The sequence below is a fragment of the Mycobacterium sp. SMC-16 genome, assembly GCF_046250085.1.
GTDB lineage: Bacteria > Actinomycetota > Actinomycetes > Mycobacteriales > Mycobacteriaceae > Mycobacterium > Mycobacterium phocaicum.
Window position 1 is genome coordinate 51,646 of sequence record NZ_CP176427.1, and the last position, 23,028, is coordinate 74,673.

Annotated in this window: 22 protein-coding genes; 17 read left to right on the top strand and 5 right to left on the bottom strand. The window is 67.3% G+C overall.

The annotated features are described in order from the left end of the window. Nucleotides 1-13 precede the first annotated feature (13 nt). Both ACJEIK_RS00285 and ACJEIK_RS00290 read right to left on the bottom strand, forming a co-directional pair. Complete coding sequence (locus ACJEIK_RS00285; protein ID WP_061000033.1) at nucleotides 14-610, bottom strand: DUF3592 domain-containing protein; 597 nt, start codon at nucleotides 608-610, stop codon at nucleotides 14-16. A gap of 160 nt (nucleotides 611-770) precedes the next feature. Then, nucleotides 771-1,940 (bottom strand): S1C family serine protease, encoded by a 1,170-nt coding sequence (locus ACJEIK_RS00290; protein WP_064858625.1) that lies wholly within the window; start codon nucleotides 1,938-1,940, stop codon nucleotides 771-773. A gap of 464 nt (nucleotides 1,941-2,404) precedes the next feature. Here ACJEIK_RS00290 and ACJEIK_RS00295 point away from each other — a divergent pair, with 464 nt between their 5' ends. The 6 genes from ACJEIK_RS00295 (at nucleotide 2,405) to ACJEIK_RS00320 (ending at nucleotide 8,225) form a co-directional block, all read left to right on the top strand. After that, the gene (locus ACJEIK_RS00295; RefSeq protein ID WP_064858601.1) at nucleotides 2,405-2,842 is read left to right on the top strand and encodes a hypothetical protein; all 438 of its coding nucleotides are present in this window, start codon (nucleotides 2,405-2,407) and stop codon (nucleotides 2,840-2,842) included. A gap of 145 nt (nucleotides 2,843-2,987) precedes the next feature. Then, nucleotides 2,988-4,619, top strand: a complete 1,632-nt coding sequence (locus tag ACJEIK_RS00300) for a metallophosphoesterase (protein WP_234789627.1) — start codon at nucleotides 2,988-2,990, stop codon at nucleotides 4,617-4,619. A 48-nt stretch (nucleotides 4,620-4,667) separates the two neighbouring features. After that, nucleotides 4,668-6,350: a serine/threonine-protein kinase gene (locus tag ACJEIK_RS00305; RefSeq protein WP_409430840.1), complete on the top strand. Its 1,683-nt coding sequence runs from the start codon at nucleotides 4,668-4,670 to the stop codon at nucleotides 6,348-6,350. A 55-nt stretch (nucleotides 6,351-6,405) separates the two neighbouring features. After that, complete coding sequence (locus tag ACJEIK_RS00310) at nucleotides 6,406-7,032, top strand: TetR/AcrR family transcriptional regulator (RefSeq protein ID WP_135357135.1); 627 nt, start codon at nucleotides 6,406-6,408, stop codon at nucleotides 7,030-7,032. Beyond that, a complete protein-coding gene (locus ACJEIK_RS00315; RefSeq protein ID WP_135357136.1) occupies nucleotides 7,029-7,685 on the top strand; it encodes an enoyl-CoA hydratase-related protein in 657 nt (218 codons plus the stop codon). Before ACJEIK_RS00310 ends, ACJEIK_RS00315 begins: the two co-directional genes overlap by 4 nt. Before the next feature lie 33 nt (nucleotides 7,686-7,718). Continuing rightward, nucleotides 7,719-8,225 (top strand): pyridoxamine 5'-phosphate oxidase family protein, encoded by a 507-nt coding sequence (locus ACJEIK_RS00320; RefSeq protein WP_409430841.1) that lies wholly within the window; start codon nucleotides 7,719-7,721, stop codon nucleotides 8,223-8,225. A 49-nt stretch (nucleotides 8,226-8,274) separates the two neighbouring features. On the opposite strand, the gene ACJEIK_RS00325 is transcribed toward ACJEIK_RS00320, so the two are convergent. Then, nucleotides 8,275-8,586: a GNAT family N-acetyltransferase gene (locus ACJEIK_RS00325; protein ID WP_061010601.1), complete on the bottom strand. Its 312-nt coding sequence runs from the start codon at nucleotides 8,584-8,586 to the stop codon at nucleotides 8,275-8,277. A gap of 78 nt (nucleotides 8,587-8,664) precedes the next feature. After that, complete coding sequence (locus ACJEIK_RS00330) at nucleotides 8,665-8,961, bottom strand: WhiB family transcriptional regulator (protein WP_029104857.1); 297 nt, start codon at nucleotides 8,959-8,961, stop codon at nucleotides 8,665-8,667. A 350-nt stretch (nucleotides 8,962-9,311) separates the two neighbouring features. On the opposite strand from ACJEIK_RS00330, the gene ACJEIK_RS00335 reads away from it, so the two are divergent. Further along, nucleotides 9,312-10,082 carry a transcriptional regulator gene (locus tag ACJEIK_RS00335; RefSeq protein ID WP_409430842.1) on the top strand — a complete coding sequence of 257 codons (771 nt, stop codon included), beginning with the start codon at nucleotides 9,312-9,314 and terminating at the stop codon, nucleotides 10,080-10,082. A gap of 12 nt (nucleotides 10,083-10,094) precedes the next feature. Here ACJEIK_RS00335 and ACJEIK_RS00340 read toward each other — a convergent pair whose 3' ends face one another. Continuing rightward, complete coding sequence (locus ACJEIK_RS00340; protein ID WP_082762263.1) at nucleotides 10,095-11,279, bottom strand: MinD/ParA family protein; 1,185 nt, start codon at nucleotides 11,277-11,279, stop codon at nucleotides 10,095-10,097. A 519-nt stretch (nucleotides 11,280-11,798) separates the two neighbouring features. Between ACJEIK_RS00340 and ACJEIK_RS00345 the strand changes: the two genes are divergently transcribed. The 10 genes from ACJEIK_RS00345 (at nucleotide 11,799) to ACJEIK_RS00390 (ending at nucleotide 22,929) form a co-directional block, all read left to right on the top strand. Further along, nucleotides 11,799-12,659: an ESX secretion-associated protein EspG gene (locus ACJEIK_RS00345; protein ID WP_138247555.1), complete on the top strand. Its 861-nt coding sequence runs from the start codon at nucleotides 11,799-11,801 to the stop codon at nucleotides 12,657-12,659. Between the two features lie 2 nt (nucleotides 12,660-12,661). Further along, nucleotides 12,662-13,180 carry a YbaB/EbfC family DNA-binding protein gene (locus tag ACJEIK_RS00350; RefSeq protein WP_409430843.1) on the top strand — a complete coding sequence of 173 codons (519 nt, stop codon included), beginning with the start codon at nucleotides 12,662-12,664 and terminating at the stop codon, nucleotides 13,178-13,180. Next, nucleotides 13,173-14,894, top strand: coding sequence for a type VII secretion AAA-ATPase EccA (gene eccA / locus ACJEIK_RS00355; RefSeq protein ID WP_061000020.1), 1,722 nt, complete (start codon nucleotides 13,173-13,175; stop codon nucleotides 14,892-14,894). Before ACJEIK_RS00350 ends, eccA begins: the two co-directional genes overlap by 8 nt. Before the next feature lie 3 nt (nucleotides 14,895-14,897). Continuing rightward, entirely contained in the window at nucleotides 14,898-16,373 is a 1,476-nt protein-coding gene (gene eccB, locus ACJEIK_RS00360) for a type VII secretion protein EccB (RefSeq protein WP_133425722.1), read from the top strand. Further along, nucleotides 16,370-18,607 (top strand): type VII secretion protein EccCa, encoded by a 2,238-nt coding sequence (eccCa, locus tag ACJEIK_RS00365; RefSeq protein WP_409430844.1) that lies wholly within the window; start codon nucleotides 16,370-16,372, stop codon nucleotides 18,605-18,607. The genes eccB and eccCa overlap by 4 nt, the downstream gene beginning before the upstream one ends. Continuing rightward, nucleotides 18,604-20,349 (top strand): type VII secretion protein EccCb, encoded by a 1,746-nt coding sequence (gene eccCb / locus ACJEIK_RS00370; RefSeq protein WP_064858597.1) that lies wholly within the window; start codon nucleotides 18,604-18,606, stop codon nucleotides 20,347-20,349. Before eccCa ends, eccCb begins: the two co-directional genes overlap by 4 nt. A gap of 172 nt (nucleotides 20,350-20,521) precedes the next feature. Beyond that, on the top strand, nucleotides 20,522-20,818 hold the full coding sequence (locus ACJEIK_RS00375) for a PE family protein (protein ID WP_061000009.1): 297 nt from the start codon (nucleotides 20,522-20,524) through the stop codon (nucleotides 20,816-20,818). Between the two features lie 72 nt (nucleotides 20,819-20,890). Then, nucleotides 20,891-22,195: a PPE family protein gene (locus ACJEIK_RS00380; RefSeq protein ID WP_409431777.1), complete on the top strand. Its 1,305-nt coding sequence runs from the start codon at nucleotides 20,891-20,893 to the stop codon at nucleotides 22,193-22,195. Nucleotides 22,196-22,291: 96 nt separating this feature from the next. Next, the gene (locus ACJEIK_RS00385) at nucleotides 22,292-22,597 is read left to right on the top strand and encodes a WXG100 family type VII secretion target (RefSeq protein WP_061000007.1); all 306 of its coding nucleotides are present in this window, start codon (nucleotides 22,292-22,294) and stop codon (nucleotides 22,595-22,597) included. Nucleotides 22,598-22,644: 47 nt separating this feature from the next. Further along, a complete protein-coding gene (locus ACJEIK_RS00390; protein WP_061000005.1) occupies nucleotides 22,645-22,929 on the top strand; it encodes a WXG100 family type VII secretion target in 285 nt (94 codons plus the stop codon). The last annotated feature ends 99 nt before the right edge of the window (nucleotides 22,930-23,028 follow it).

The window sequence follows — 23,028 nt, forward strand, 5'->3', positions numbered from 1 at the left end:
CGGTCCGGCCAGTTCAGAGGCGTTCCGGCCCGCGGCGACGGCCGGCCCGGCTCACGATCCCGAATCCGGCGCCCACCAGCAGGAACGGGGCGCCGATGATGGCGAGCAGGGTCGGCAGGAACCACACCTGCCAATAGCTGTCGATGGTGGCGTCGTGCGGGTCGTCGGGGTCGTACCGGACGTCGACGTGTTCGCCCAGCTTGGCGGGAGGCGGATTGCTGCTGATCGAACTGAGAAAGCGGACGTGGGTTCCCGTGGAGGTGGCGAATTCGACACGCGCCCGGTAGCGCGGGCTGCTGCCGCCGCCGCTGGGCACCAGCTCGACGACAGTCCCGTCAGCGTGCCTGTCTGACGAATTCGATTGGGCGACAATCGCCGCGCAGACACCGGCCGCGACGGCCAACGACAGCCCGACGGCAAGGAACGCCTTCGCCAGGACGGGCGCCGCGGATGTCTTGGGTACGTCGGTGGTGCCGAGTTCCGTTGCGCCGGTGGTCGCCGGATGGGCGGGCGCGGTCCGGGCGCGGTGCTTGCGCAGCAGCGCAATGAGGACGGCGATATCCACGATCACGATCACGGCGATCAGCGCCACGATGTACTCGACGCGCATGGCCCCTCCGGAGATGTCGACACGGAGAGGGTAGGACGGCGCGATTGGAATCCGGTTGGCGCGGCGATGCCCGGAAACGCCTGTGAGGGTTGTGTACGCGTATCTCGGGTTCGGCGTACACAACCCTCACAGGGATTGCGGGACAGGACGTGCGGGCGGTCTAGGCCTCCGTCTGTCCCAAGGTCACCTGCACGGAGCGCTCCGCTCCGGAGGGGTCGGCGTAGGTCACGGTGACGTTGTCACCGGGCGCCTTGGACCGGATGGCCGCGACGAGCGCTTCGGGACTGTCGATCGGCTGGTTGTCGACCTTGGTGATCACGGCGCCCTTGTCCAGGCCGGCCGCGGCGGCGGGACCGTCGGCGACGACGCCGGCCACGGCCGCGCCCTGGGCGCTGTTGTTGGCGGCCAGCTTGACGCCCAGCGAGGCGTGCTGCACCGTGCCGGTCGAGATCAGTTGGTCGGCAATGCGCTTGGCCTGGTCGACCGGGATGGCGAAGCCGAGGCCGATCGAGCCCGGCTGGGAGCCACCGGATTCCGGACCACCACCCAGCGAGGCGATCGCTGAGTTCACCCCGATCAGATTGCCGTTCATATCGACCAGCGCGCCACCGGAGTTGCCGGGATTGATCGCGGCGTCGGTCTGGATGGCGCTCATCACCGACTGCTGGCCGGTCTGCTCGTCACCGGTGCTCACCGGACGGTTCAACGAACTGATGATGCCGGTGGTCACGGTGCCCTGCAGGCCCAGCGGCGAGCCGATGGCCACCACGTTCTGTCCGACGCGCAGGTCCTTGGAGGAGCCGATGCTGATCGGGGTCAGGTCGGACACGCCCTGCGCCTTCACAACAGCGATGTCGTCGGCCGGGTCCGCGCCCACGACCGCGAAGGGCACGGTGCGGCCGTCCGCCAGCGTGACGGTCGCCTTGGTCTGGCCGCCGCCCATCATGCCGCGGGGCAGCCGGCCACTCGGGCTCAGCCCGCTGGGCAGCGAATCCTGTTCGGCAGCAGACTGATTGGCCTCTGCGATGACATGGTTGTTGGTCAGAATGAGGCCATCCGCGGTGAGGACGATGCCGGAACCCTCGCCGCCCTGCTGGCCGGTCTGCACCTGCAGTTTCACGACGCTCGGCAACACCTTCGCCGACACCGCCTCGACGGAGCCGGCCGGCGCCGCTGGGGCGGGTGCGGAAGCCGTTGGCAGCGTACGGTTCTGAATACCGGTGGCGAGCGGAACCTGCGCCGACGACGCCACGCTGCCGTAGTGATCGACCGCGGCCATGGTGCCGGCTGCGCCCGCCGCGATGGCTACCGCGGCGACACCGAAAGCCAGCAGCCCGGAACGCGAGCGCTTAGCTGGCGCCGGCGGAACGGGTGCGGCGGGATACTGCTGCGGCGCCAGGTACGGAGTCCGAATCGGTTGGGTGTGCGCGTCCGATGCGTGGGGACGCTGGTAGCGGTCATTGCTCCACTGGACCAGTTTCTCCTGCTCAGCGGCGTACTGCCGCGACCAGAGGTGCTGGTTGTCGGGGGTCGGCTGTTCTGACGGGTGTCTCATTGGCGTTGACTACTTTCTCGAAACGTCGGTAAGACAGGCGTGCTCGCGCTTGATGTCTCCACCGTGCCGCCGCCAACTGAGGCGTTGCTGAGAAAGAGTTCGGGACAGCCCAAGACTTTTCAGATCACAAAAAGTGTCATTTCGGGTCGGTCGCGCGGATCCACGTGAGGTGTCCTGGCACCCGCGATCCATGGCTTCAGCGTATGGCGTACTCGTGCTGACCTCGATACCGTCACCGCATGTTCCGGCGAGTGGTCGTGGTGCTGCTGACGGTGTCGCTGTCGATCCTGATCGGTGCCGCGCGGGCCGGGGCGGACCCGGGCGTCGACCCGGGTTCGCCGACTGGAGCGGCCATCGTGGCGCCGGCCGTCGCGGCGCTGAGGGCCGAACTCGGCAAGCCCGCAACGCTCGCGGTCGAGGCCATCAACGTCTCCGGGCCGTGGGCGTTCGTATACGGCGGTATCCGCGGCGCCGACGGCCGGCAGTTCGACTTCCGCGGGACACCGCTTGCCGACGGCGCCGCCGAAGGGTTCGTCTCGCGGGCCTACGCGGCGCTGTTGAACCAACACGGCGGCGAGTGGACGGTATCGGAGCAGGCCGTCGGCCCGACGGACGTCGCATGGCAGGACTGGCCACAGCGGTACGGCGCCCCGGCGTCGTTGATCGCGATTCCGTGAACCCCGGCTGAACTTCGGCCGTGATTCCGGTGTCGGACTCGCCAGACGCTCCGGGCTGAGCCACGATCGACTGGTGCGTCCGACCCGACTGACCGCTGCCGACGAAATCCCGGACACGGGCATCCCCGACAACTTGTCGACGACCATGACCATCGCCGAGCAGTACGACTGGCACCAGCAGTACCTGCGCCGGCACCGGGTATCGCGGCGGAATTTCCTGCGCGGGTCGGCGGCCGCCGCGGCGGTGGCGGCCCTGGGCCTGGCGCCGTTCGGGCGCCGCGCCTACGCGCAGGACGCGCCGCTGAGCGTCGCCAACCGCCGGGTCGGCTTCGGCGGTGACGCCGACAGCCAGCTGCGGCTGGCCGCGCAGTTGTCGCGAAACCCCGGTAGCACCAGGGTGTTCGTCGACCACGGGCCCACCGATCAGTTGGGCGCGACCATCGAAGCCGAGGTGCGCAACCTCGTCACCCAGATCCCGACCAGCGACCGTGGTGTCCTGGCGGCCGAGCAGTTCTACGCCCATGTGCCGGTCGACGGGCTGCCCGGTGGCAGCGCGCATTTCTACCGGTGGCGCACCGAGGACGGTTTCGTCAGCGACGTGCGGTCGGCCAAGACGGCGCTGCCCAGTGTGCGAAAGTCGTTGGCGCCGTTTCGGTTCACGATGATGGGCGACCAGGGCACCGATGAGGTGCCCCGCCAACCTGCGGGGCTCAAGCGCGGCGACTACGACGACAGCTACTACAAGCCGGACAACGAGCCGGACGTCCCGCACACGGCCAACGTGTTCAGCCAGATCGTCGCGTCGAACCCCGAATTCCATTTGCTGGCCGGGGATATCGCATACGCCGACCCGTCCGGCGGCGGCCGGCCGCTGTCGTTCGTGCCGTCCGGGGGCAAGGTCGCCAACGGCTTCGACAAGTACAACCCGTTCGTCTGGGACGTCTATCTGGGCTCGATCGAGGCCAGCGCGGCGAGCACGCCGTGGATGTTCGCGACCGGTAACCACGACATGGAGGCCTCGTATCCGAGTCACGGCTACGGCGGTCACCTGGCGCGCATGGACTTTCCGGACAACGGCCCGGCGGCCTGCCCGTCGGTCTATTCGTTCACGTACGGCAACGTCGCGGTGCTGTCGCTCGACGCCAACGATGTCAGCTTCGAAATCCGTTCCAACACCGGCTATTCCGACGGAACCCAGAACTCCTGGGTCGAGCGCACCCTGGCGGCCTACCGCGCCGACCCCAACATCGATTTCATCGTCTGCTTCTTCCATCACTGCGCGTACTCGACCACCGACTCGCACGCCAGCGACGGTGGCGTGCGGGCGGCCTGGTGCGAGCTGTTCGACCGTTATCAGGTCGATCTCGTGCTGCAGGGACACAACCACGTGTACGAACGCACGGACCCGATCCGCGGCGACCGCCCCACCAAGGTCGCCGGGGACAACTCGACCGTCGACGCGGAAACCGACGGCACCGTGTACTACACCGTGGGCTGCGCCGGCCGGCCACGGTACGGCTTCCAGCCGGGCGAGCCCGAGAGCTACCGCGGCCACGAAGCGCCCGACACCTTCGTTCCGAACAGCTATGTGTGGACTGCGGACGGCAAGAAGAAGGCGGAGGCAGTCGGCTGGTCGCGGGTGCGTTTCCGCAATTACGCCTTCATCCGCGTCGACGTCCGGCCCGGGCAGCTGCTGAGCGAGATGGACGTGACCGCGGTCGACGAACACGGCCGGGAATTCGACAAGGTCACCTATCGCCGCAGGGTGCGTGCGTAACCACGCATCAGCCGGGTACGGCGGTCATGCCTGTCTTATGGTTAGCCGGTGGAAGGGACACCGTTCGGCCGGTACCGGCTGATTGAGCTGCTCGGTCGTGGCGGCATGGGTGAGGTGTGGAAGGCCTACGACACCACCATGAAGCGCGTCGTCGCGATGAAGGTGCTGCCGCCGACCTTCGCCGACGACGAGCAGTACCAGGTGCGTTTCCGCCGGGAGGCCCACGCCGCGGCCGGGCTCGATGAACCGCACATCGTGCCGATCCACGATTTCGGTGAGATCGACGACCGGCTGTTCGTGACGATGCGGCTGATCGACGGCAAGACCGTTCAGCAGCTGTTGGCCGACGGCCCGCTGGCACCCGAGCGCGCCGTCTCGATCGTCGAGCAGATCGCTGCCGCGCTCGGCGCCGCGCACGGTGTCGGGCTGGTGCACCGCGACGTGAAACCCGCCAACATCCTGGTCACGCCAGACGATTTCGCATACCTCATCGACTTCGGCATCGCCCGCGCCGCCGGCGAGACGAAACTGACCCACACCGGCGCCACCATCGGCACCGTCGCATACATGGCGCCCGAACGCTTCACCAGCGACCGGTGCGACGCGCGGTCCGACATCTATGCGCTGACGTGCGTACTGCACGAATGTCTCACCGGCGGCCCGCCATTTCCGGGCGACAGCATGGAGCGGCAGATCACCAGCCACCTCTACTCGGATCCGCCACGGCCGTCGACCATGCGGCCGGGGATTACCGCATACATGGATCAGGTCATCGCCACCGGCATGGCCAAAGATCCCGAACTGCGTTACGCCACAACCAAAGACCTGGCCGGCGCCGCCCGCGCCGCGCTGACCGGGCCGGCGCAGAATGCGCAACCCGCTCAGCAGACACCGCCGCCGGCGTGGGCCGCGCCGGCGGTCCCGTACCCCACGACCGGCCCCGAGTCCTACCCCGCGCACGCGCACACGCAGTACGCGACCCCGGCACACGGTCCGGGTGCCGGGTCCGCGCAGTGGTCGCCGCCCCAGATGACGAATGCCCAACCCGCACAGTCATGGTGGCGCAACTCGGCGGTGGTGATCGTCGCGGCGTTGGTCACGGTGGTGATCCTCGGGGGCGCCGGCGTGGCCTATGTGATGTGGTCCGACAGCGGTTCGGGCGACCAGCCTCAGGCAACCAATGACCCCAGCGCACAACTGTTTCCGTCGCGGCCCACCGGCACCGGCGGGACGGGCGCGTACCCGACCGGTGGCATGTCCACGCCGGCGTCGACCGCCGCGTCGACGCCGGCGGGACCGAGCCAGCTGCAGACTGCTGACGGTCTGACCGACCTGATCGGGACCATCAAGGCGAAGTTCGGGGACGCCATGGGATTCAAGCTGGTGGTCTACCCGGATTACGCGATCATGGATCGCGTCTCTCCCACGAACAAGCACGTCGACCAGAGCTTCATGTACCGCGGCGGCAGCTGGAACAAGTGGGGCTCGGACACCTCCACCAGTTCGTTCGATGTGCTGGCCGACCTAAGCGCCATCAACGCCCAGGCCGTGGCGGCCACCATGGCCGGCGCGCCGCCGCAACTGGGCGCGGAGCCCGGCTCGCAGATGTACCTCATCATCGAGGGTGAAGAGGGCGGCGGTCTGGGTCTGGCGATCCACTCCACGGCGCCGGGGACCGGATACATGCAGGTCAATGCCGACGGGACCATCAAGCAGATCTATCCGCCGTAACGGGCCGCGCCCCCGCTGCGCAGTAACGGAGCGATTGCTCTGTTATGGTGTGCCGGTGCCCCGGCCTCGTGTGTATGACCTCGACTCGGTGCTCGACGCCGCCGAATCGGTGGCCGTCGAGGCCGGGCCGGCCGGTGTCACCACCCGTTCGGTGGCGGCCGCGGCGGGCGTCTCCAACGGCGCGATCTATCACAACTTCGGTTCGCGAACCGAGCTCGTCGCCCGCACGTGGCTGCGCGCCGCACGCCGATTCCTCGATGTACAAACGGAATTGGTCGACGCCGCGCTCGCTGACATCGCAGCAGACCCCGTGGACGCCGTCGTCGCCGCCGCCCAAGCACCCGCGGTGTTCTACGAACGTCAGCGGCAGTCGGCCCAACTGGTGTGGCGGGTGCAGCGCGACCAGCTGCTGGGCCCCGACCTACCGGCGCCCCTGGCAGCCGAACTCCAAGACCTCGACCGTCAGCTGATCGACCTGATGGTCCGGCTGTCATCGCGTCTGTGGGACCGGCGCGACGGCGCGGCGGTCGATGCCATCACGGTCTGCATCGTCGACCTGCCGACCGCAATCATCTTGTCCCGCAACAGGATCAGCAACAGCTGGGCGCGTGATCGGCTGGCCGCAGCCGTGCGTGCCGTCCTTGCCGCCGAACCCACCCCAACCAGGAGGAAACAACCATGACCATCACTGTCACCTACCAGGACAAGATCGCCATCCTGAACCTCGGCGACGACGAGAACCGCTTTTCGCTCGGTTTCCTCGACGACATCAACGGCGCCATCGACGATCTCGTCGCGGGTGGCGCTCAGGCTCTGGTAACGACCGGCGCCGGGAAGTTCTACTCCAACGGGCTGGATCTCGACTGGCTGATGGCGCACGGCGACCAGATGCAGTCGTACGTCGGGCGGGTCCATGCGCTGTTCGCGCGCGTGCTGACCCTGCCGATCCCGACGGCGGCCGCGGTCAACGGGCACGCCTTCGGCGCCGGCGCCATGCTGGCGATGGCGCACGACTACCGGACCATGCGCTCCGACCGCGGGTTCTTCTGTTTCCCCGAGGTCGACATCCGGATTCCCTTCACCCCCGGCATGGCCGCACTGATCCAGGCCAAGCTGACGCCGCAGGCGGCCATCGCGTCGATGACCACCGGCCGGCGTTTCGGCGGTGACGACGCCGCCAAGTACGGGCTCGTGGAACTCGCCGCGGCCGAGGACGCGGTGGTCCCCGCCGCGGTGGAGCTCGTGATTCCGGTGGCGGGCAAGGATTCCCAGACCATGGCCGCCATCAAGTCGACGATGTTCGGCCCGGCGATCGCGGCGCTGCGGGGCGAGTAAACGCCGACCGGCGGGGCCTGATAGGCATAGAGCGTGGGACAGAACGAGCGCAAGAAGATCGTCATGACCGACGACGAGATCGTCGAGTTCATCGATCGCAGCCGGACCGCGACCATGGCCACCGTCCTGGCTGACGGCCGGCCGCACCTGGTGGCCATGTGGTACGCCGTGCTCGACGGCGAAATCTGGTTCGAGACCAAGGCCAAGTCGCAGAAGGCCGTCAACCTGCGCCGCGACCCGACCATCACCGTGATGATCGAGGACGGTGACACCTACGGCACCCTGCGCGGCGTGTCGATCGACGGCACCGCCGAGATCGTCGACGATCCCGACACGTGCCTGCGTGTCGGGATCAGCGTGTGGGAGCGCTACACCGGTCCCTACACCGACGAGGTGCGCCCGTTCGTCGACCAGATGATGAACAACCGCGTCGCGGTCCGCGTGGTGCCGAGCCGCATGCGCAGCTGGGACCACCGCAAGCTGGGCATGCCGGACATGCCGATCAGCGGCTCGACCGCGCAGTACCTGGACCGGCAGTGATCTCGGCGCGCCCCGTATCACTCTCCGATACGGAGCGCGCCCAAACCACTCAGGCCGGGTCGACCAGCGGCGCGTACTCCGGATGCTTGTCGATGTATCCGCTGACCATCGAGCACGCCGGGACGATGCGCAGCCCGGCGGCGCGGGTCGCGTCCAGTGCCTCGGCGACAAGGATCGTCGCCAGCCCGCGGCCGCCGTACTCGGGCTGAACTTCGGTGTGCGGGAAGATGCGTCGGCCGTCGCGGTCGATGTAGTCGATCAGCCCGACCGTCTTGCCCTCGACGGCGATGGTGAATCGTCCGTCTTCGGCGGTGACGGTGGTGGGTGCTCCGGTCTTGTCGGTGGTGCTCACAGTGGCCATACGAGCCACGGTAACCCTCGTGCGTAAAACCGCTGCCCGCGCTGCCGCCCCCTCAAACGGCAGCGTGGGCAGCGGGTACTACGCGACTTCGAGGAAGATGCGGCGCTGGCGGCGGACCGGGTAGCCATTGGCTTCGGCCAGGGATCGCAGCTGCTTCAGCGCGAACGTCCGGCCGCGGCCCTCTTCGGCCGGGATGACGATGCCGGCCCAGAGCCCTTCGGCACGGGGCAGTTCGACGGCGTCACGCGCGCAGGCCCAGCGGCGCGGGCACTGGCGGCAGAGGCTCTTCGCCTCTTCGCTGGCGATCGTCGTCCACTGCTCCGGGCTCCGGGTGCACTCGCCGAGCGGCAGGCCGTCCATGGCAATTGCGGTCATCGGAGTACTCCTTTGTTGTTGCGCTGCGACTGTTCCGTCGCGGTTGAGAAGAATCTATAGCACCAGACTGCAGTAACGCAACAGTTAAACCGTAGCGTTACGAATAATCGCAGGTCAGCGGGCTGTAACGAGACCCAAATCATCCGAATGGTCCGGAATAACATTGGTGAAAGTCGGTGTTTGGGGAGGGTGTACGGTCTAACTGAAGCGCTTGGCGCCACACCGATACGGTTCAGTGACTGTCAACGCAATAGTTATGCGGGACTGAACGGGCTAAGCTGTATCGGGCTGCCGACGGTGCTCCGGATTTCGTGTTGAGCGCGGGCCGCAAGGGATGGAGGTGACATCGGGTGCCGAACATCGATCCCGATGACGTCACCGAATACATCGCCCTGCCCGCAGTCGATCCCGGAATGGAGCGCGCCGGCGCGGCCGCTGCCGCTCGGCGCCGTGAACTGGACATCAGCCAGCGCAGTCTGGCAGCCGACGGCATCATCAACGCCGGAGCGCTGATCTCCTTCGAGAAAGGCCGGAGCTGGCCGCGGGAGAGAACGCGCTTGCGCCTCGAAGAGGTGTTGCAGTGGCCACCGGGAACCATCGCACGGATCCGTAGCGGCGAGCCGGTCCCTACGCAGATGCCGGCCGTGCCCCAGGTGCAGGCCGCTCCTGCCCCGCCGTTGACCAACGCCGGCGAGGTGCCGCTGATCGCGCAGGCCGTCGTCGCGGCGGTGAACACGTTGGGCGCCACGGCCGATGCCCTGCCGGCGATCGAGGATTCCGAATTCACGCCGTGGGTCACGCAGATCCTGTCCGACCTGCGGCAACTCGAAGCCGTCGCCGCCAGCGCCGCCCGGCTCGGGCCGGTGTCGCCGCCGCTGATCAAGGCATTGGGACTGGTGCGCGCCCGGATCGACGAACTGACGTTGCTCGGCGCGAAAGCGCCTACCGCGACGCTCGGACAGCGGCTGTACGCAGCCCGCCGCGGTGCCAATCTGACCATTCAGGAGACGGCGCTTGCGGCCGGGGTCCCGGAGTCTGTCGTGGTGGGTGCCGAGGCCGAAGCGGCGGTGTCCGACCAGGACAAGGAATTGGTCGAAAAGCTGCTAGTGCAGCTCGTCTAGCCACCCCAGGCGTCAGGATCGCTCGCGATGCCGGTCGTCACTGGTCGGGAAGTTCGCCGCGAGCGCGGCGGCGATCTCGATGAACTTGCGCCGCGTCGCCGGTGCCATCTCCCGCGTGCCGGCGATGACGCCGCCCGGCCGCAGGTGCCCGTCGAACGGCACCTCGACGACGGCCTGTCCCTGCCCAGCGAACTGCTGGGCCAGCACCGAACGCGTGCGTTTGTCGGCGTGACCGTCGGAATCGTTGAGTACCACCACGGTTCGCTGCAGCAGGCCATTGAGGCCGTGTGCCGCCAGCCAGTCGAGCGTCTGCCCCGCGGCGCCGGCACCGTCGACCCACGGTGACGACACCACGATGAGCGCGTCCAGATCCCGCAGCACCTCCTGCGTGACGGGGCTGTCCATGGTGGAACTGCAGTCGATGATCGAGATGGTGAAATGGCGGTCCAGCCGGGACGCGGCCTCCCGGTAGACGGCGGGATCCAGCACCCTCCGGCGGGCTGGGCTCGCCTCGCCGGCCAGCACGAACAGCCCGGCGGCGTTGCTGCCGACGCGGTTGCGGATGTCGGCGAAACTCTCCAGGTGCTGGTCGGAAGCCAACTCCCAGTACGAGCTCAGGGCCTTGGGGTCGACGCGGCTGCCGAGCTTGCCGAACGCGGTGTCGGCATCGACGGCCACCACCCGATCCTCCTGCCGGAGCTCGGCGAACAGCGACCCGATCGAGGCCGACACCGTCGTCTTGCCGACGCCACGCTTGCCCATCACGCCGACCTTGTAATGGCCCGACAGCGCCGACCGGATCCGGTTGATCTGCTGCGCCTCCTGGATCTCGTCGGGTGACGGACCCAGGTTGACCAGCCCGAACGTCGCCTTGAACAACGTCTTGCGCCAGCCGCGACCGGGCTCGGGCTTGCGGGTCCGGAGCAGGTCGTCGCGGCGGATGGCATCGGCGTACGACCCTGGCGGCACGAACTGACCCTGGGGACCGTGGGGCCACGGCTGCTGTGGTGGCGGTCCGGGCTGGACCGGGCCGGGCTGTGGTGGGTAGCCGGTCCTGCGCTGCAGCGGTTCCGTGTGCTGCATACCGGTGTTGTGCGCTGCCGGATTCACGCGCGGCCAGGCCGGCGGCGTGTTGACGGGATGTCCGGCGAAAGCGCTTTCCGGGGGGCCCGGCTGCGGTTCGAAGTGGTCAGTCACCGAATACGCGCTTTCTCTCCTGAAGTTCGCTCGACGCAGGTGCCAAGACGCGGATGCCATCCCAGTATCGACCACGCCGGCGTCGACGGCGGGATGGCCGGGCCCAATCGCGTCGCCGCCCGTTCGATGGGCGGTTCGGGTGCAACTGCGGTGGCACCGCTGATCAGCTTGTCCGCCAACGTTTTTCGCGATACGGCGGCCGTGTCGGCGGGGCGGGCGGCGCCGGCGAATTGGTGCGGATCCGGCGGCGGACCCGCTGGTAGGCTCGATGCGGGTTGTGGGGAAGCGCTGTGGGGGTGGTGTGGGGCCGCCCGCGCAGGTCAGATGCCGTGACTCGCGTAGGAGTTTGGCCATCGGCCTGCCGTCCGTCAGGTGGCGTACCAAGATGGTCACGGAGGACAGCGATGCCCGGCGCCTGGCGCCGGGAACAGGGGGTAGAGCCGAGATGCAGCGGGTGGACACATGCGCCGGGCGTGATGCCGGGTCGTCTGGTTCGGCTATGTCGTCGGGGTGGTTGTCGTGACCGGCCCGTACACCGCCGCCGGCACCGCCTCGGGCGGCATCGACGACGTCATCGCGGTCGAGGTCACCATCGACGGCATGCTGGTCATCGCCGACAAGCTCGGTCTCATGGATTTTCCGACGAGCCTCGGCATCCGGCCCAACATCCCGCAACTGGACCTGCGGGACATCGTCTGGGAGCAGGTGCGCCGCGATCTGTCGGCGCAGGGCGTACTCGACATCTACGGGAACCCGCATCCGGAAGTGGCCGCGATGGTCGACACCCTCAGCCGCGCCGACCGCACGATCGAGGGCCGTTGGTGGCGCCGCGATGTCGGCGGGAAGATGCTGCGGTTCGTGGTCTGTCGCAAGGGCGAACGGCACGTGGTCGCGGCCCGCGACGGCGAGATGCTGGTCGTGCAGCGGGTCGCCCCGCAGGTGGGCCTGGCCGGCATGGTCAATGCCGTGCTCGGATCGGCCAACCCCGCGAACGTCGAGCCCCTCACCGCGTCGACCAGCCGTCTCACCGACGCCCGCACGCCCGACCAGCTCACCCAGTTCGGCATCAGCCTGAGCTCGGCGCGGACCTACTCCGAACTCATCGCCAACCCCGATTCGTGGGTCGAGCTCACCGCCAACGAGCGGCACGCCGGCGGCACGTACAGCCAGGCCGACGTGGCTGCCGGTGTCCTCGACTCCCGGCTGGGCCGCATCGTCTCCCTGCCGCGGAAGGTCAGCGGCGAGCTGTACGGCAGCTTCCTCGCCGGCACCGACGAGAACCTGGAACGCGCCCTGCAAGGGCTGTTGGAGTTCCTGCCGTCGCGGTCCTGGTTCGACACGCCCGCTGCGGGCGCCGCCGGCGACGACTACCAGGACTGACGTTGGCGGCCCACCATGATGACGGGTTCGATGACGAGCCGTCGGGCGATGATCCGGACGACGGCTCGGACGACGACCTCGGCGGCGCTCTCGACTACCTCTACGCCGACGACGATGTGGTCACCTCCGATGCCGGGGGCGCCGAGGACGACGTGCCGGACCGCGATGACGAACCGTCCCAGTTCGGGTACACGGTCACGAACCCGCCTCAGACGGTGACGGTCACGGCCCTCATGGACGGCCGGATCCACCGGGTCCGGCTCGCCCCGGGCGTCACCAACATGACGGAAGTCGAACTGGCGGAGGAAGTTCTCGTGATCGCCGGCCTGGCCCGCCAGGATGGCAGGTCGGCGCAGTACGACGTCATGTACTCGGGACTCCGGGACCTGGGCCACGACCGCGCCGAGGCCAAGGATTTCCTGTCCCGCAGTCTCGACCTCCCGTCGCCGGAAGACGCCGCCGCGACCCGCGCCCACATCTTTGCCACCAGATATTCAGGGGAAGTAGACGCCAATGAGTGACCAACTCGCCGCCATGTTCAACAACGCCGTCGGCATGCTGGACACCGCGCCGGCGCGCTCGATGCAGCTGTTCACCGAGATCACCTCGGTCGACGACACCGCGTGTGACGCGTGGATCGGGCGCATCCGGTGCGGTGACGCCGACCGGACCACGCTGTTCCGCGCCTGGTACTCGCGCGGCAACCTCGGCATGCTCGCCGGGCAGGCCGAGGTGTCACTGGCTCAGGTCAACGCGCGCGTGCGGATCGGCGGAGAGCTCGGCGACATCACCTACCCGGTGAACTCGCCCCTGGCGCTCACGCTGGCGTTCGCCGTCAACGAGGCCGCCGAAGGCAACTACGCCGATGCGCTGGAGGCCGTCGAGAGCGCGGCGGTCGGTGGTTCGGAGCATCTGGTGGCGTGGGTCAAGGCCGTCATCTACACCGGTGGCCAGCGCTGGACCGACGTCATGGAGGTGCTCCGCGGTTCGGAGAGCTGGCCGGACGCCTTCCTGGCCGGCGCGGCGGGCGTGGCGCGCGGCGTCGCTGCGGCCAACCTCGGACTGTTCACCGAGGCCAAGGACAAGCTGACCGAGGCCAACGAGTCGCCGGCCGGTACGGCGTGCGGCCGGCCGATCGCCTGGTACCTGGCCATGACCTTCCGGGATCAGGGCAACGAAGAGGGCGCCCGGCGCCTGCTGGAGTGGCTGCAGGCCAACTTCCCCGAACCGAAAGTCGCTGAGGCGCTTCGTGATCCGAACTACCGGCTGCAGACCACCACGCCGGAGAAGATCGCCGCCCGGTCGGACAAGTGGGATCCGAACAGCGTCGTGGCGGACACCTCGGCGCGCGACAAGATGCTCAGCGACGCGCAGGCCGAACTCGACCGGCAGATCGGCCTGGCCAAGGTCAAAGAACAGATCGAGACCTACCGCGCCGCAACGCAAATGGCGAAAATCCGGGCCGCGCGCGGCATGAAGGTCGCGCAGCAGTCCAAGCACATGATCTTCACCGGGCCGCCGGGAACCGGTAAGACCACCATCGCCCGGGTGGTCGCGAACATCCTGGCCGGCCTCGGCGTCATCGCCGAACCCAAGCTGGTCGAGACGTCCCGCAAGGACTTCGTCGGTGAGTACCTCGGCCACACCGCCGTGAAGACGTCGAAGGTCATCGACCGGGCCCTCGGCGGCGTGCTGTTCATCGACGAGGCCTACACGCTGATCCAGGACGGGCTGCAGGGCGGCGACGCCTTCGGTTCGGAGGCCATCGACACCCTGCTGGCCCGCATGGAGAACGACCGCGACCGACTGGTCGTCATCATCGCCGGCTACAGCTCGGACATCGACCGGCTGCTGGAAGCCAACGACGGTCTCCGGTCCCGGTTCGCCACCCGCATCGAGTTCGAGTCGTACTCGCCCGAAGAGATCGTCGAGATCGCGAAAGTCATTGCCAAGAGCAACGATTCGGCGATCGACGACGAAGCGGCCAAACACGTCCTGGAAGCGGCGACGACGTTGTATCAGCACGAGCTCAACGGCAAGCCGGCCATCGACATCGCGGGTAACGGCCGCTACGCGCGCCAGCTGGTCGAAGCCGGCGAGCAGGCCCGCGACATGCGACTCGCCCGGTCGATGGACATCGAGAGCCTCAGCGTCGAAGCGCTGGGCGAGATCACGGGCGACGACATGGCTTCCGCGATCAGCGGGGTGCACCGGCGACTGAACATCGGCGAATAACCGATGGCAGATTTCCGGCTCACCACCAAGGTTCAGGTCAGCGGCTGGCGCTTCCTGCTCCGTCGGGTCGAGCACGCCATCGTGCGGCGCGACACCCGCATGTTCGACGACCCGTTGCAGTTCTACAGCCGATCGGTGTCGGCGGGCATCGTCGTCGCGGTCATCGTCTGCCTCGGTGCGGCGATGCTGGCCTACTTCAAACCTCAGGGCAAGCGGGGCGAGGATGCGCTGCTCGTCGACCGCAGCACCAACCAGCTGTACGTCGTCATGCCCGGGACGCAGCAGATCCGTCCGGTGTACAACCTCACCTCGGCGCGGCTGGTCCTCGGCCACACCGGCGAGCCGCAAGTGGTCAAGCCGGCCGAGCTGGCGAAGATGCCGAAGGGCCAACCGATCGGCATTCCCGGTGCGCCCTACGCGACGGCGGTCAACGGCACCTCCGGTACGTGGTCGGTGTGCGACACCGTCACCAAGCCCGAGAGCGTCACCCCGACCGTCGAGACGTCGGTGCTCGTCGAACCCGTTGTCCTGGGCGGCGGCGTCGGCCCCATCCGTCCGGACCAGGGCGTGCTGGTCAAGTACCAGGACAAGACCTGGCTCATCACCAAGGACGGTCGGCATTCGATCGACCTGGCCGATCGTGCCCTGACCTCCGCCGTGGGAATCCCGGTCGGCTCGAAGTCGGCGCCCATCTCGTCGGGCCTGTTCAACGCACTGCCGAACGTCGGGCCCTGGGCCTTGGCCCCGATCCCGGCCGCGGGGGCGCCCAACACCGTCGGCCTGCCGCCGAATCTCGTGAACGGCACGGTGTTCCAGACCATCACCGACAACAGCAAGCAGCAGTACGTCGTGCTGCCGGACGGCGTCGCGAAGGTCAACGACACCACGGCGGCCGCGCTGCGGGCCACGAACTCGTACGGCCTGATCTCGCCGCCGTCGGTGGAATCCAGTGTCGTCGCGAAGATCCCCGAGCAGACCTACACTTCACCGCTGCCCGCCAAGCCCATGACGATGCTGCTGCCGCAGGACGATCCGACGGTGTGCTGGTCGTGGCAGCGCGAAGCCGGTGACCAGGGTGCCAAGACCACCGTGATCGTCGGCCGGCACCTGCCCATCCCGGCGAGCTCGATGGGCAACGGCATCAAGCAGATCAGCGGCGACGCCACCGTCTACATCGACGGTGGGCAGTACATCCGGCTGCAGTCGCCCGACCCGCGCTACGGCGAGGCCCGGTACTACGTCGACGCCCAAGGCGTCCGGTACGGGATAGCCAATGACGACACGGCCAAGGCCCTCGGCCTCAGCGGCGCCACCACGGCGCCGTGGCAGGTGGTCGGCCTGCTGATGGAAGGCCCGGTCCTGTCGAAGGAGGCGGCGTTGCTCGAACACGACACGCTGCCGGCGGATCCGAAACCGCGGAGGGTGGGTGGCGGCAACGACGAGGCCGCGGCTCAGCCGCATCCGGGAGGTGCGTCATGACGACCAAGAAATTCACCCCGTCGATGAAGCGCGGCCCGCGTCTGACGCCGGGCGAGATCAACTTGACGCCGCCCGACGACCTGGGCATCGAAATCCCCGCGTCCGGCATGCAGAAGGCGATGCCGTATGTCATGGGTGGCGGCATGCTCGGAATGATCGCGATCATGATCTTCACCGGCGTCCGCCAGCTGTCGCCGTACATGCTGATGATGCCGCTGATGATGATCATGGGCACCGTCGGCTACATGGCCAGCGGCGGTGGCGGCGGCAAGAAGGTGCCGGAGATCAACGAGGATCGCAAGGAGTATCTGCGGTACCTGGCCGGCCTGCGGACGCGCGTGACATCGTCTGCCGACGCTCAGGTCACGTTCTTCAGTTACCACGCACCGCATCCCGAGGACCTGCTGTCCATCGTCGGGACACAACGACAGTGGTCCCGCAGTGTCAGCGGCAACAACGCCGATTTCTTCATGGGCGCCCGCATCGGTATCGGCGCGCAGGCGGCGGTCGACCGGCTGCTCAAGCCGAACATCGGGTCGGACCTGGCGGGCCCGATGGCCGCACCCCAGGCTCACCTGGAACCGGTCAGCCACATGTGGGTGACGAAGTTCCTGCGCACCCACGGTCTCGTGCACGACTGCCCGAAGCTGGTGATCCTCAAGAGCTACCCGACCATCGCGATCGGTGGTGATCCGGAAGGGTCGCGCGGTCTGCTCGCCGCCATGATCTGCCACCTGGCGGTCTTCCATCCGCCGGACCTGCTGCAGATCCGGGTGTTGATGGAGGATCTCGACGATCCCGACTGGGCGTGGCTCAAGTGGCTGCCACATGTGCAGAGCCAGACCGAGTTCGACGACGCCGGACCCAAGCGCCTGGTATTCACCAAGCCCGACGGGTTGGCCGACCTGACGGCGCGTGGTCCGCACAGCGCCGACGCGCCGCCTTCCGGTCCCTATGTGCTGGTGGTCGACCTGACCGGCGGCAAGGCCGGCTTCCCGGTCGACGGCCGGGCCGGCGTCACCGTCATAACGAAGGGCAACCACCGGTCGGGCTACCGCATCAAGGTGAATCCGGATGGCTCGTGCGAGGACCGTACGGCGTCCCAGCCTTGGCGTGAGGTGACCACCGTGACCGACTCGGTGACCCCGACGTCGGCGGGCCGGTTGGCGCGCAAGCTTGCGGGATGGTCCATCACCGGCACGATCATCGACAAGGGCACCCGTGTCCAGAAGAAGGTGTCGAGCGAGTGGCACCACCTGGTCGGCGCGCGCAGCGTCGAGGAGGTCACGCCGCGACGTTGGCGGATGTACTCGGATACGGATCAGGATCGGTTGCGGATTCCGTTCGGCCACCAGCTCAAGAATGGCGAGATCATGTATCTCGACATCAAGGAAGGCGCCGAGTTCGGTGCCGGTCCGCACGGCATGCTGATCGGTACGACGGGTTCCGGTAAATCGGAATTCCTTCGCACGCTGATCCTTTCGCTGGTTGCGACGCACCATCCGGATCAGATCAACCTGCTGCTTACCGACTTCAAGGGTGGTTCGACGTTCCTCGGTATGGAGAAGCTGCCGCACACGGCGGCCGTTGTCACCAACATGGAAGAGGAAGCCGAACTCGTCGGTCGTATGGGTGAGGTGCTCACCGGTGAACTGGACCGCCGGCAGAACATCCTGCGACAGGCCGGTATGCAGGTCGGCGCGGCCGGCGCGCTGTCGGGCGTCGCCGAGTACGAGAAGTACCGCGAGCGCGGGGCCGATCTGCCGCCGCTCCCAACGCTTTTCGTCGTCGTCGACGAGTTCGCGGAGTTGCTGCAGAATCACCCGGACTTCATCGCACTGTTCGACCGCATCTGCCGCGTGGGCCGGTCGCTGCGCGTGCACCTGCTGCTGGCGACGCAGTCACTCAACACCGGTGGCGCCCGCATCGACAAACTGGAGCCCAACCTGACGTACCGAATCGCGTTGCGTACCACCAGCTCCGCCGAATCCAAGGCGGTGATCGGTACGCCCGAGGCGCAGTACATCACCAACAAGGAGAGCGGCGTCGGCTTCCTCCGGGTCGGCATGGAGGATCCGGTCAAGTTCAAGAGCATCTACACCGGCGGCACCTATGTGCCGACGGCAGCGGAGAACGACGACGGTGACGACGCGCCACGAGTGGTGGCGCAGAACAACTTCCGGATTCGGCCGTTCACCGCCGCGCCGATGGCAGATTCGGGGATCGGGCGATGACGAATACCGAGCAGCGCGCGCTGCGTGAAGTGGTGCTGAACCAGCTGACGACCGGTGAGAGCCGGGCGTACAAGATGTGGCTGCCGCCGCTGCTGGATCCACTGCCGGTCAATGAACTGGTGGAGCGTGACCAGCGTGCCCCGTTGCGGTTCGGCCTGGGCATCATGGATGAGCCGCGTCGCCACAAGCAGGAAGTGTGGGGTATCGACACGTCGGCGGCCGGTGGCAACATCGCGGTCGGCGGTGCGCCGCAGACCGGGAAGTCGACCTTCCTGCAGACGCTGGTGCTGTCGGCGGCCGCGACCCACTCCCCCAGGCAGGTGCAGTTCTACTGCGTCGACCTCGGCGGTGGTGGCCTGATGTATCTCGAGGACCTGCCGCACGTCGGCGGCGTCGCCACCCGTTCCGAACCGGACCGGGTGCAGCGCGTCGTCGCGGAAATGAAAGCCGTTCTACGGCAACGGGAGTTGACCTTCAAAGAGCTTCGTATCGGGTCGATCGCCAGTTATCGGCAGTTGCGTGAAGATCCGAATCATCCGGCGTCGCAGGATCCGTTCGGTGACGTCTACCTGATCATCGACGGCTGGCCGGCATTCATCGGTGAGTTCCCGGACCTGGAGCCGGTGGTGCAGGACCTTGCCGGTCAGGGCCTGGCGTTCGGGGTGCACGTCATCATCTCGACGCCGCGCTGGACGGAACTGAAATCCCGTGTCCGTGACTACCTGGGCACCAAGGTCGAGTTCCGGCTCGGTGATGTCAACGAGACGCAGATCGACCGCATCACCCGGGACATCCCGCCGAATCGCCCCGGCCGCGCGGTGTCGATGGAGAAGCACCACCTGATGATCGGCGTGCCCCGGATGGACGGGGTGCACAGCGCCGACGACCTCGTGCCGGCCATCACCGCGGCTGTCGACCACATCGCGTCGCTGCACACGGATATGGCTCCGCGGGTTCGCGTGCTGCCCGAGCGGATCTACCTGAACGAACTCGATCCGACCCCGCCGGGACCGGAGAACGACTACCGGACCCGCTGGACGGTGCCGGTGGGCGTGCGCGAATCCGACCTCTCGGTGGCGTACAACCACATGTACAACACGCCACACCAGCTCATCTTCGGTGCGCCGAAGTCGGGCAAGACCACCATCGCGCATGCGGTGGCGGAGGCGATCTGCAAGCGCAACAGCCCCGATCAGGTGCGGTTCATGTTGGCCGACTTCCGCTCGGGCCTGCTCGACGCGGTGCCGGAGACGCATCTGCTCGCGGCGGGTGCGATCAACCGCAACATCGCCGCGTTGGAGGAGTCCATCAAGGCGCTGGCGGTCAACCTGAAGAAGCGGTTGCCACCGCCGGACCTCACGACGTCGCAGTTGCGCACCCGCTCCTGGTGGAGCGGTCCGGACGTGGTGCTGCTGGTCGACGACTGGCACATGATCGTCGCGGCGAGCGGTATGGGGTCGCCGATGGCGCCGTTGGCACCGCTATTGCCGGCCGCCGCGGACATCGGGCTGCACATCATCGTGACGTGTCAGATGAGCCAGGCGCACCGTTCCACGATGGACAAGTTCGTCGGTACGGCGTATGGCGCCGGAACGCCGACGATGTTCCTGTCGGGCGAGAAATCGGAGTTCCCGTCGAGTGAGTTCAAACTGCGCCGTAGGCCCCCTGGCCAGGCACTTTTGGTCTCACCGGACGGTAAGGAGGTCATCCAGGCGGCCTACGTTGATCCTCCCGCGGAATAAGTGTAGGTGACCCCCCAAAACCCTCGGTAGTATCTGTTTCAGACGTTCAGCAACGCTAAACGCCCGCTGATCGGCAAAGGGGGAACGGGGGTTCCGTGGGGATCTTCAATTCGTTTCTGTGCCGTTCGCACAATTCCATACCGCGATCTTGAATTTGGTAAGGAGAAATGAAATGCAGCCTTTGCAGCACGAAGAGGGCGCAATTGGCGTCGGCACCCAGGTTGTCGCCAACGGAGCCCGTGGAGTTGCGACCGGTACTGCCACCATGACGGAGGCCAGCACTCTGGTTCCGGCCGGTGCGGATGAGGTGTCGATGCAGGCCGCCATGGCCTTCGCCGTCGAGGGCGTCGAGGTCATGGGCATCAACGCCTTCGCGCAGGAAGAGCTGGCGCGTGCCGGCGCCGCGTACGTCGAGGCGGGTGCCATGTATGAGGCCACCGACGTGGCCACGTCAGCGACCCTGATCTAGCCACCGCGTGCGACGAGCCCACACAGAGCCTGAGGACAGCTAATTATGGTGGCACTTCCCGCCATGCCGGCGATGTTCTATGGAGCATTCCCGCCGGAGATGAACACCGGCCGACTCATGGCCGGTGCAGGCCCTGCGCCGATGCTGCAAGCAGCCGCCGGGTGGGAAGCGTTGGCCGTCGCCCTGGAGACGCAGGCGGTGGAGCTCGCCGCCAGCTTGGCGGAGCTGAGCGCGAACTGGTCCGGTATGGGCAGTGAACGAGCCGTCACCGCCACCACACCGATGGTGACCTGGCTACACACCACTGCCATGCAGGCACAGAAGCGCGCGATGCAGGCGTTGGCACAGGCCGAGTCTTACAGCTTGGCTTTGGCCACCACTCCGCAGCTGCCGGAAATCGAGATGAACCACGTCACGCACGGCGTCCTCGAGGCCACGAATTTCCTGGGTATCAATACGGTGCCCATCGGCTTCAACGAGGCGGACTACGCGCGAATGTGGGCGCTGGCGGGCTCGGTGATGGAGACATATCAGGCCGAGACCACGATGAACACGTTGTTCGAACCCATTCTGCCGCCAAAGCCCATCGTGATGCCTGGTGTCGGCGAGGCAACGGAAGCGGCCATCGTCGCGCGAGCCGCGATGGGGGTTTCGGAGGCGGTGGCGCGCAATTTGGTCATCTCGCAGGTGGCCAGCCAGTCGGCAATCGAAGATGCGGCGTTGATGGTGGGCAATGCTGCGGCGCAGGCGAATTTCGCGGGACAACGTGCCCAGGGGCAGGCGTCCAAGGTGGAATCGGCGGCGCAGCGTGCCAGCGAGCAGCAGGACAAAGGCCAGCAGGGCTCGCAGATGATGATGCAGGTGGTGTCGCAGGTCGGTTCGCAGGTCGCGCAGCTTCCGCAGCAGCTCGGTCAGCTCATCACGCAGCCGGTTCAGCAGTTGAGCCAGCCGATGCAGCAGGCGACACAGATTTTCAGTCAGCTGGGAAGCAGCTTCGGTCAGAACAACGGGCCGCAGATCGGCCTCATGGGCGCCAGCCCTTTCTCCAACCATCCGCTGGCGGGTGGTTCGGGCGCGACATCGGGCGCGGGGCTGGTGCGCGCAGCGTCACTGCCGGGCATGGGCGGTTCCGCACCGCGGACGCCGCTGATGGCCTCGCTGGTCGGTGGCCCCGATGGTGCCTCGACCGCTTCGTTGGAGACCGGCGCGGCGGCGGGCGCTTCCGGCGCCGGAAAGGCGCCGGTGAGCAGTGCCGGCGGGGCGGGGGCCGGAATGGGTCCCGGCAGTAAAGCAGAGAAGGGCGGAGGGACGAGGGAGGCCCTCAAAGCACCTGGGGTACTGGTACAGGACCTCGACGACGATGACGACGATTGGTGAATTGTCGTTTCACACAAGGCTTTCCGGCCCAGGGGGGTCGGCAAGGACTCGCCATTCCCGTGGTGAGGACACAGGAAACAGAAAAGGTGATCCAGCATGACGAGCATGAATACAGATGCCGAAGTCCTCGCCTCAGAGGCAGGAAATTTCGATCGCATCGCGGGCGAGCTGACCGGCGTGAAGACCCACGTCGATGCGGTAGCGGGCCAGCTCGCGGCGCACATGAAGACCCCGGAAGCGGGTATGGCCGCGCAGGCCGCTCTGGCGCGCTTCGACGAGGCCATGACGCAGCAGCTCAAGGAGCTGGCTGACATCTCCGCCAACATCCAGACCGCCGGCGTGCAGTACACCGCGGCCGACTCCGACGCCGGGTCGTCGCTGTCGAGCCAGATGCAGATCTAGTTAGACATCGACCACCACGTACAACGATTTAGAAGCGGAGAAGACAAATGGCACAGGATTGGAATTTCGCGGGCATCGAAGGAAGTGCCGGCGACTTGGCTGGTGCGGTGAACACGACGCACGGCCTGCTGGACGAGGGCAAGGCCTCGCTGGCGAAGCTGGCTTCCGTCTGGGGCGGCTCGGGTTCCGAGGCCTACCAGGCCGTCCAGCAGCGTTGGGACAACACTGCGATGGAGCTCAACAACGCGCTGCAGAGCCTCGGGCATGCCGTCAGCGAGGCCGGCGGCAACATGCAGTCGACCGAGCACGGCGTCACCGGAATGTTCGGCTAGGCGATACACGCGACGCAACACAGGAGGTGGGCAGGTCGGCGTAGGGTCGACTCTGCCCACCTCATGTGCGTTCCCGGGTAACCAACACACAATCGAGAG

Bases quoted from the DNA above. Each gene is read 5' to 3' on its own strand.
- ACJEIK_RS00285 (WP_061000033.1), bottom strand. From the start codon at position 610: ATGCGCGTCGAGTACATCGTGGCGCTGATCGCCGTGATCGTGATCGTG.
- ACJEIK_RS00295 (WP_064858601.1), top strand. From the start codon at position 2,405: ATGTTCCGGCGAGTGGTCGTGGTGCTGCTGACGGTGTCGCTGTCGATC.
- ACJEIK_RS00300 (WP_234789627.1), top strand. From the start codon at position 2,988: ATGACCATCGCCGAGCAGTACGACTGGCACCAGCAGTACCTGCGCCGG.
- ACJEIK_RS00315 (WP_135357136.1), top strand. From the start codon at position 7,029: ATGACCATCACTGTCACCTACCAGGACAAGATCGCCATCCTGAACCTC.
- ACJEIK_RS00325 (WP_061010601.1), bottom strand. From the start codon at position 8,586: ATGGCCACTGTGAGCACCACCGACAAGACCGGAGCACCCACCACCGTC.
- ACJEIK_RS00330 (WP_029104857.1), bottom strand. From the start codon at position 8,961: ATGACCGCAATTGCCATGGACGGCCTGCCGCTCGGCGAGTGCACCCGG.
- eccA (WP_061000020.1), top strand. From the start codon at position 13,173: ATGAGTGACCAACTCGCCGCCATGTTCAACAACGCCGTCGGCATGCTG.
- eccB (WP_133425722.1), top strand. From the start codon at position 14,898: ATGGCAGATTTCCGGCTCACCACCAAGGTTCAGGTCAGCGGCTGGCGC.
- eccCa (WP_409430844.1), top strand. From the start codon at position 16,370: ATGACGACCAAGAAATTCACCCCGTCGATGAAGCGCGGCCCGCGTCTG.
- eccCb (WP_064858597.1), top strand. From the start codon at position 18,604: ATGACGAATACCGAGCAGCGCGCGCTGCGTGAAGTGGTGCTGAACCAG.
- ACJEIK_RS00375 (WP_061000009.1), top strand. From the start codon at position 20,522: ATGCAGCCTTTGCAGCACGAAGAGGGCGCAATTGGCGTCGGCACCCAG.
- ACJEIK_RS00380 (WP_409431777.1), top strand. From the start codon at position 20,891: ATGTTCTATGGAGCATTCCCGCCGGAGATGAACACCGGCCGACTCATG.
- ACJEIK_RS00385 (WP_061000007.1), top strand. From the start codon at position 22,292: ATGACGAGCATGAATACAGATGCCGAAGTCCTCGCCTCAGAGGCAGGA.
- ACJEIK_RS00390 (WP_061000005.1), top strand. From the start codon at position 22,645: ATGGCACAGGATTGGAATTTCGCGGGCATCGAAGGAAGTGCCGGCGAC.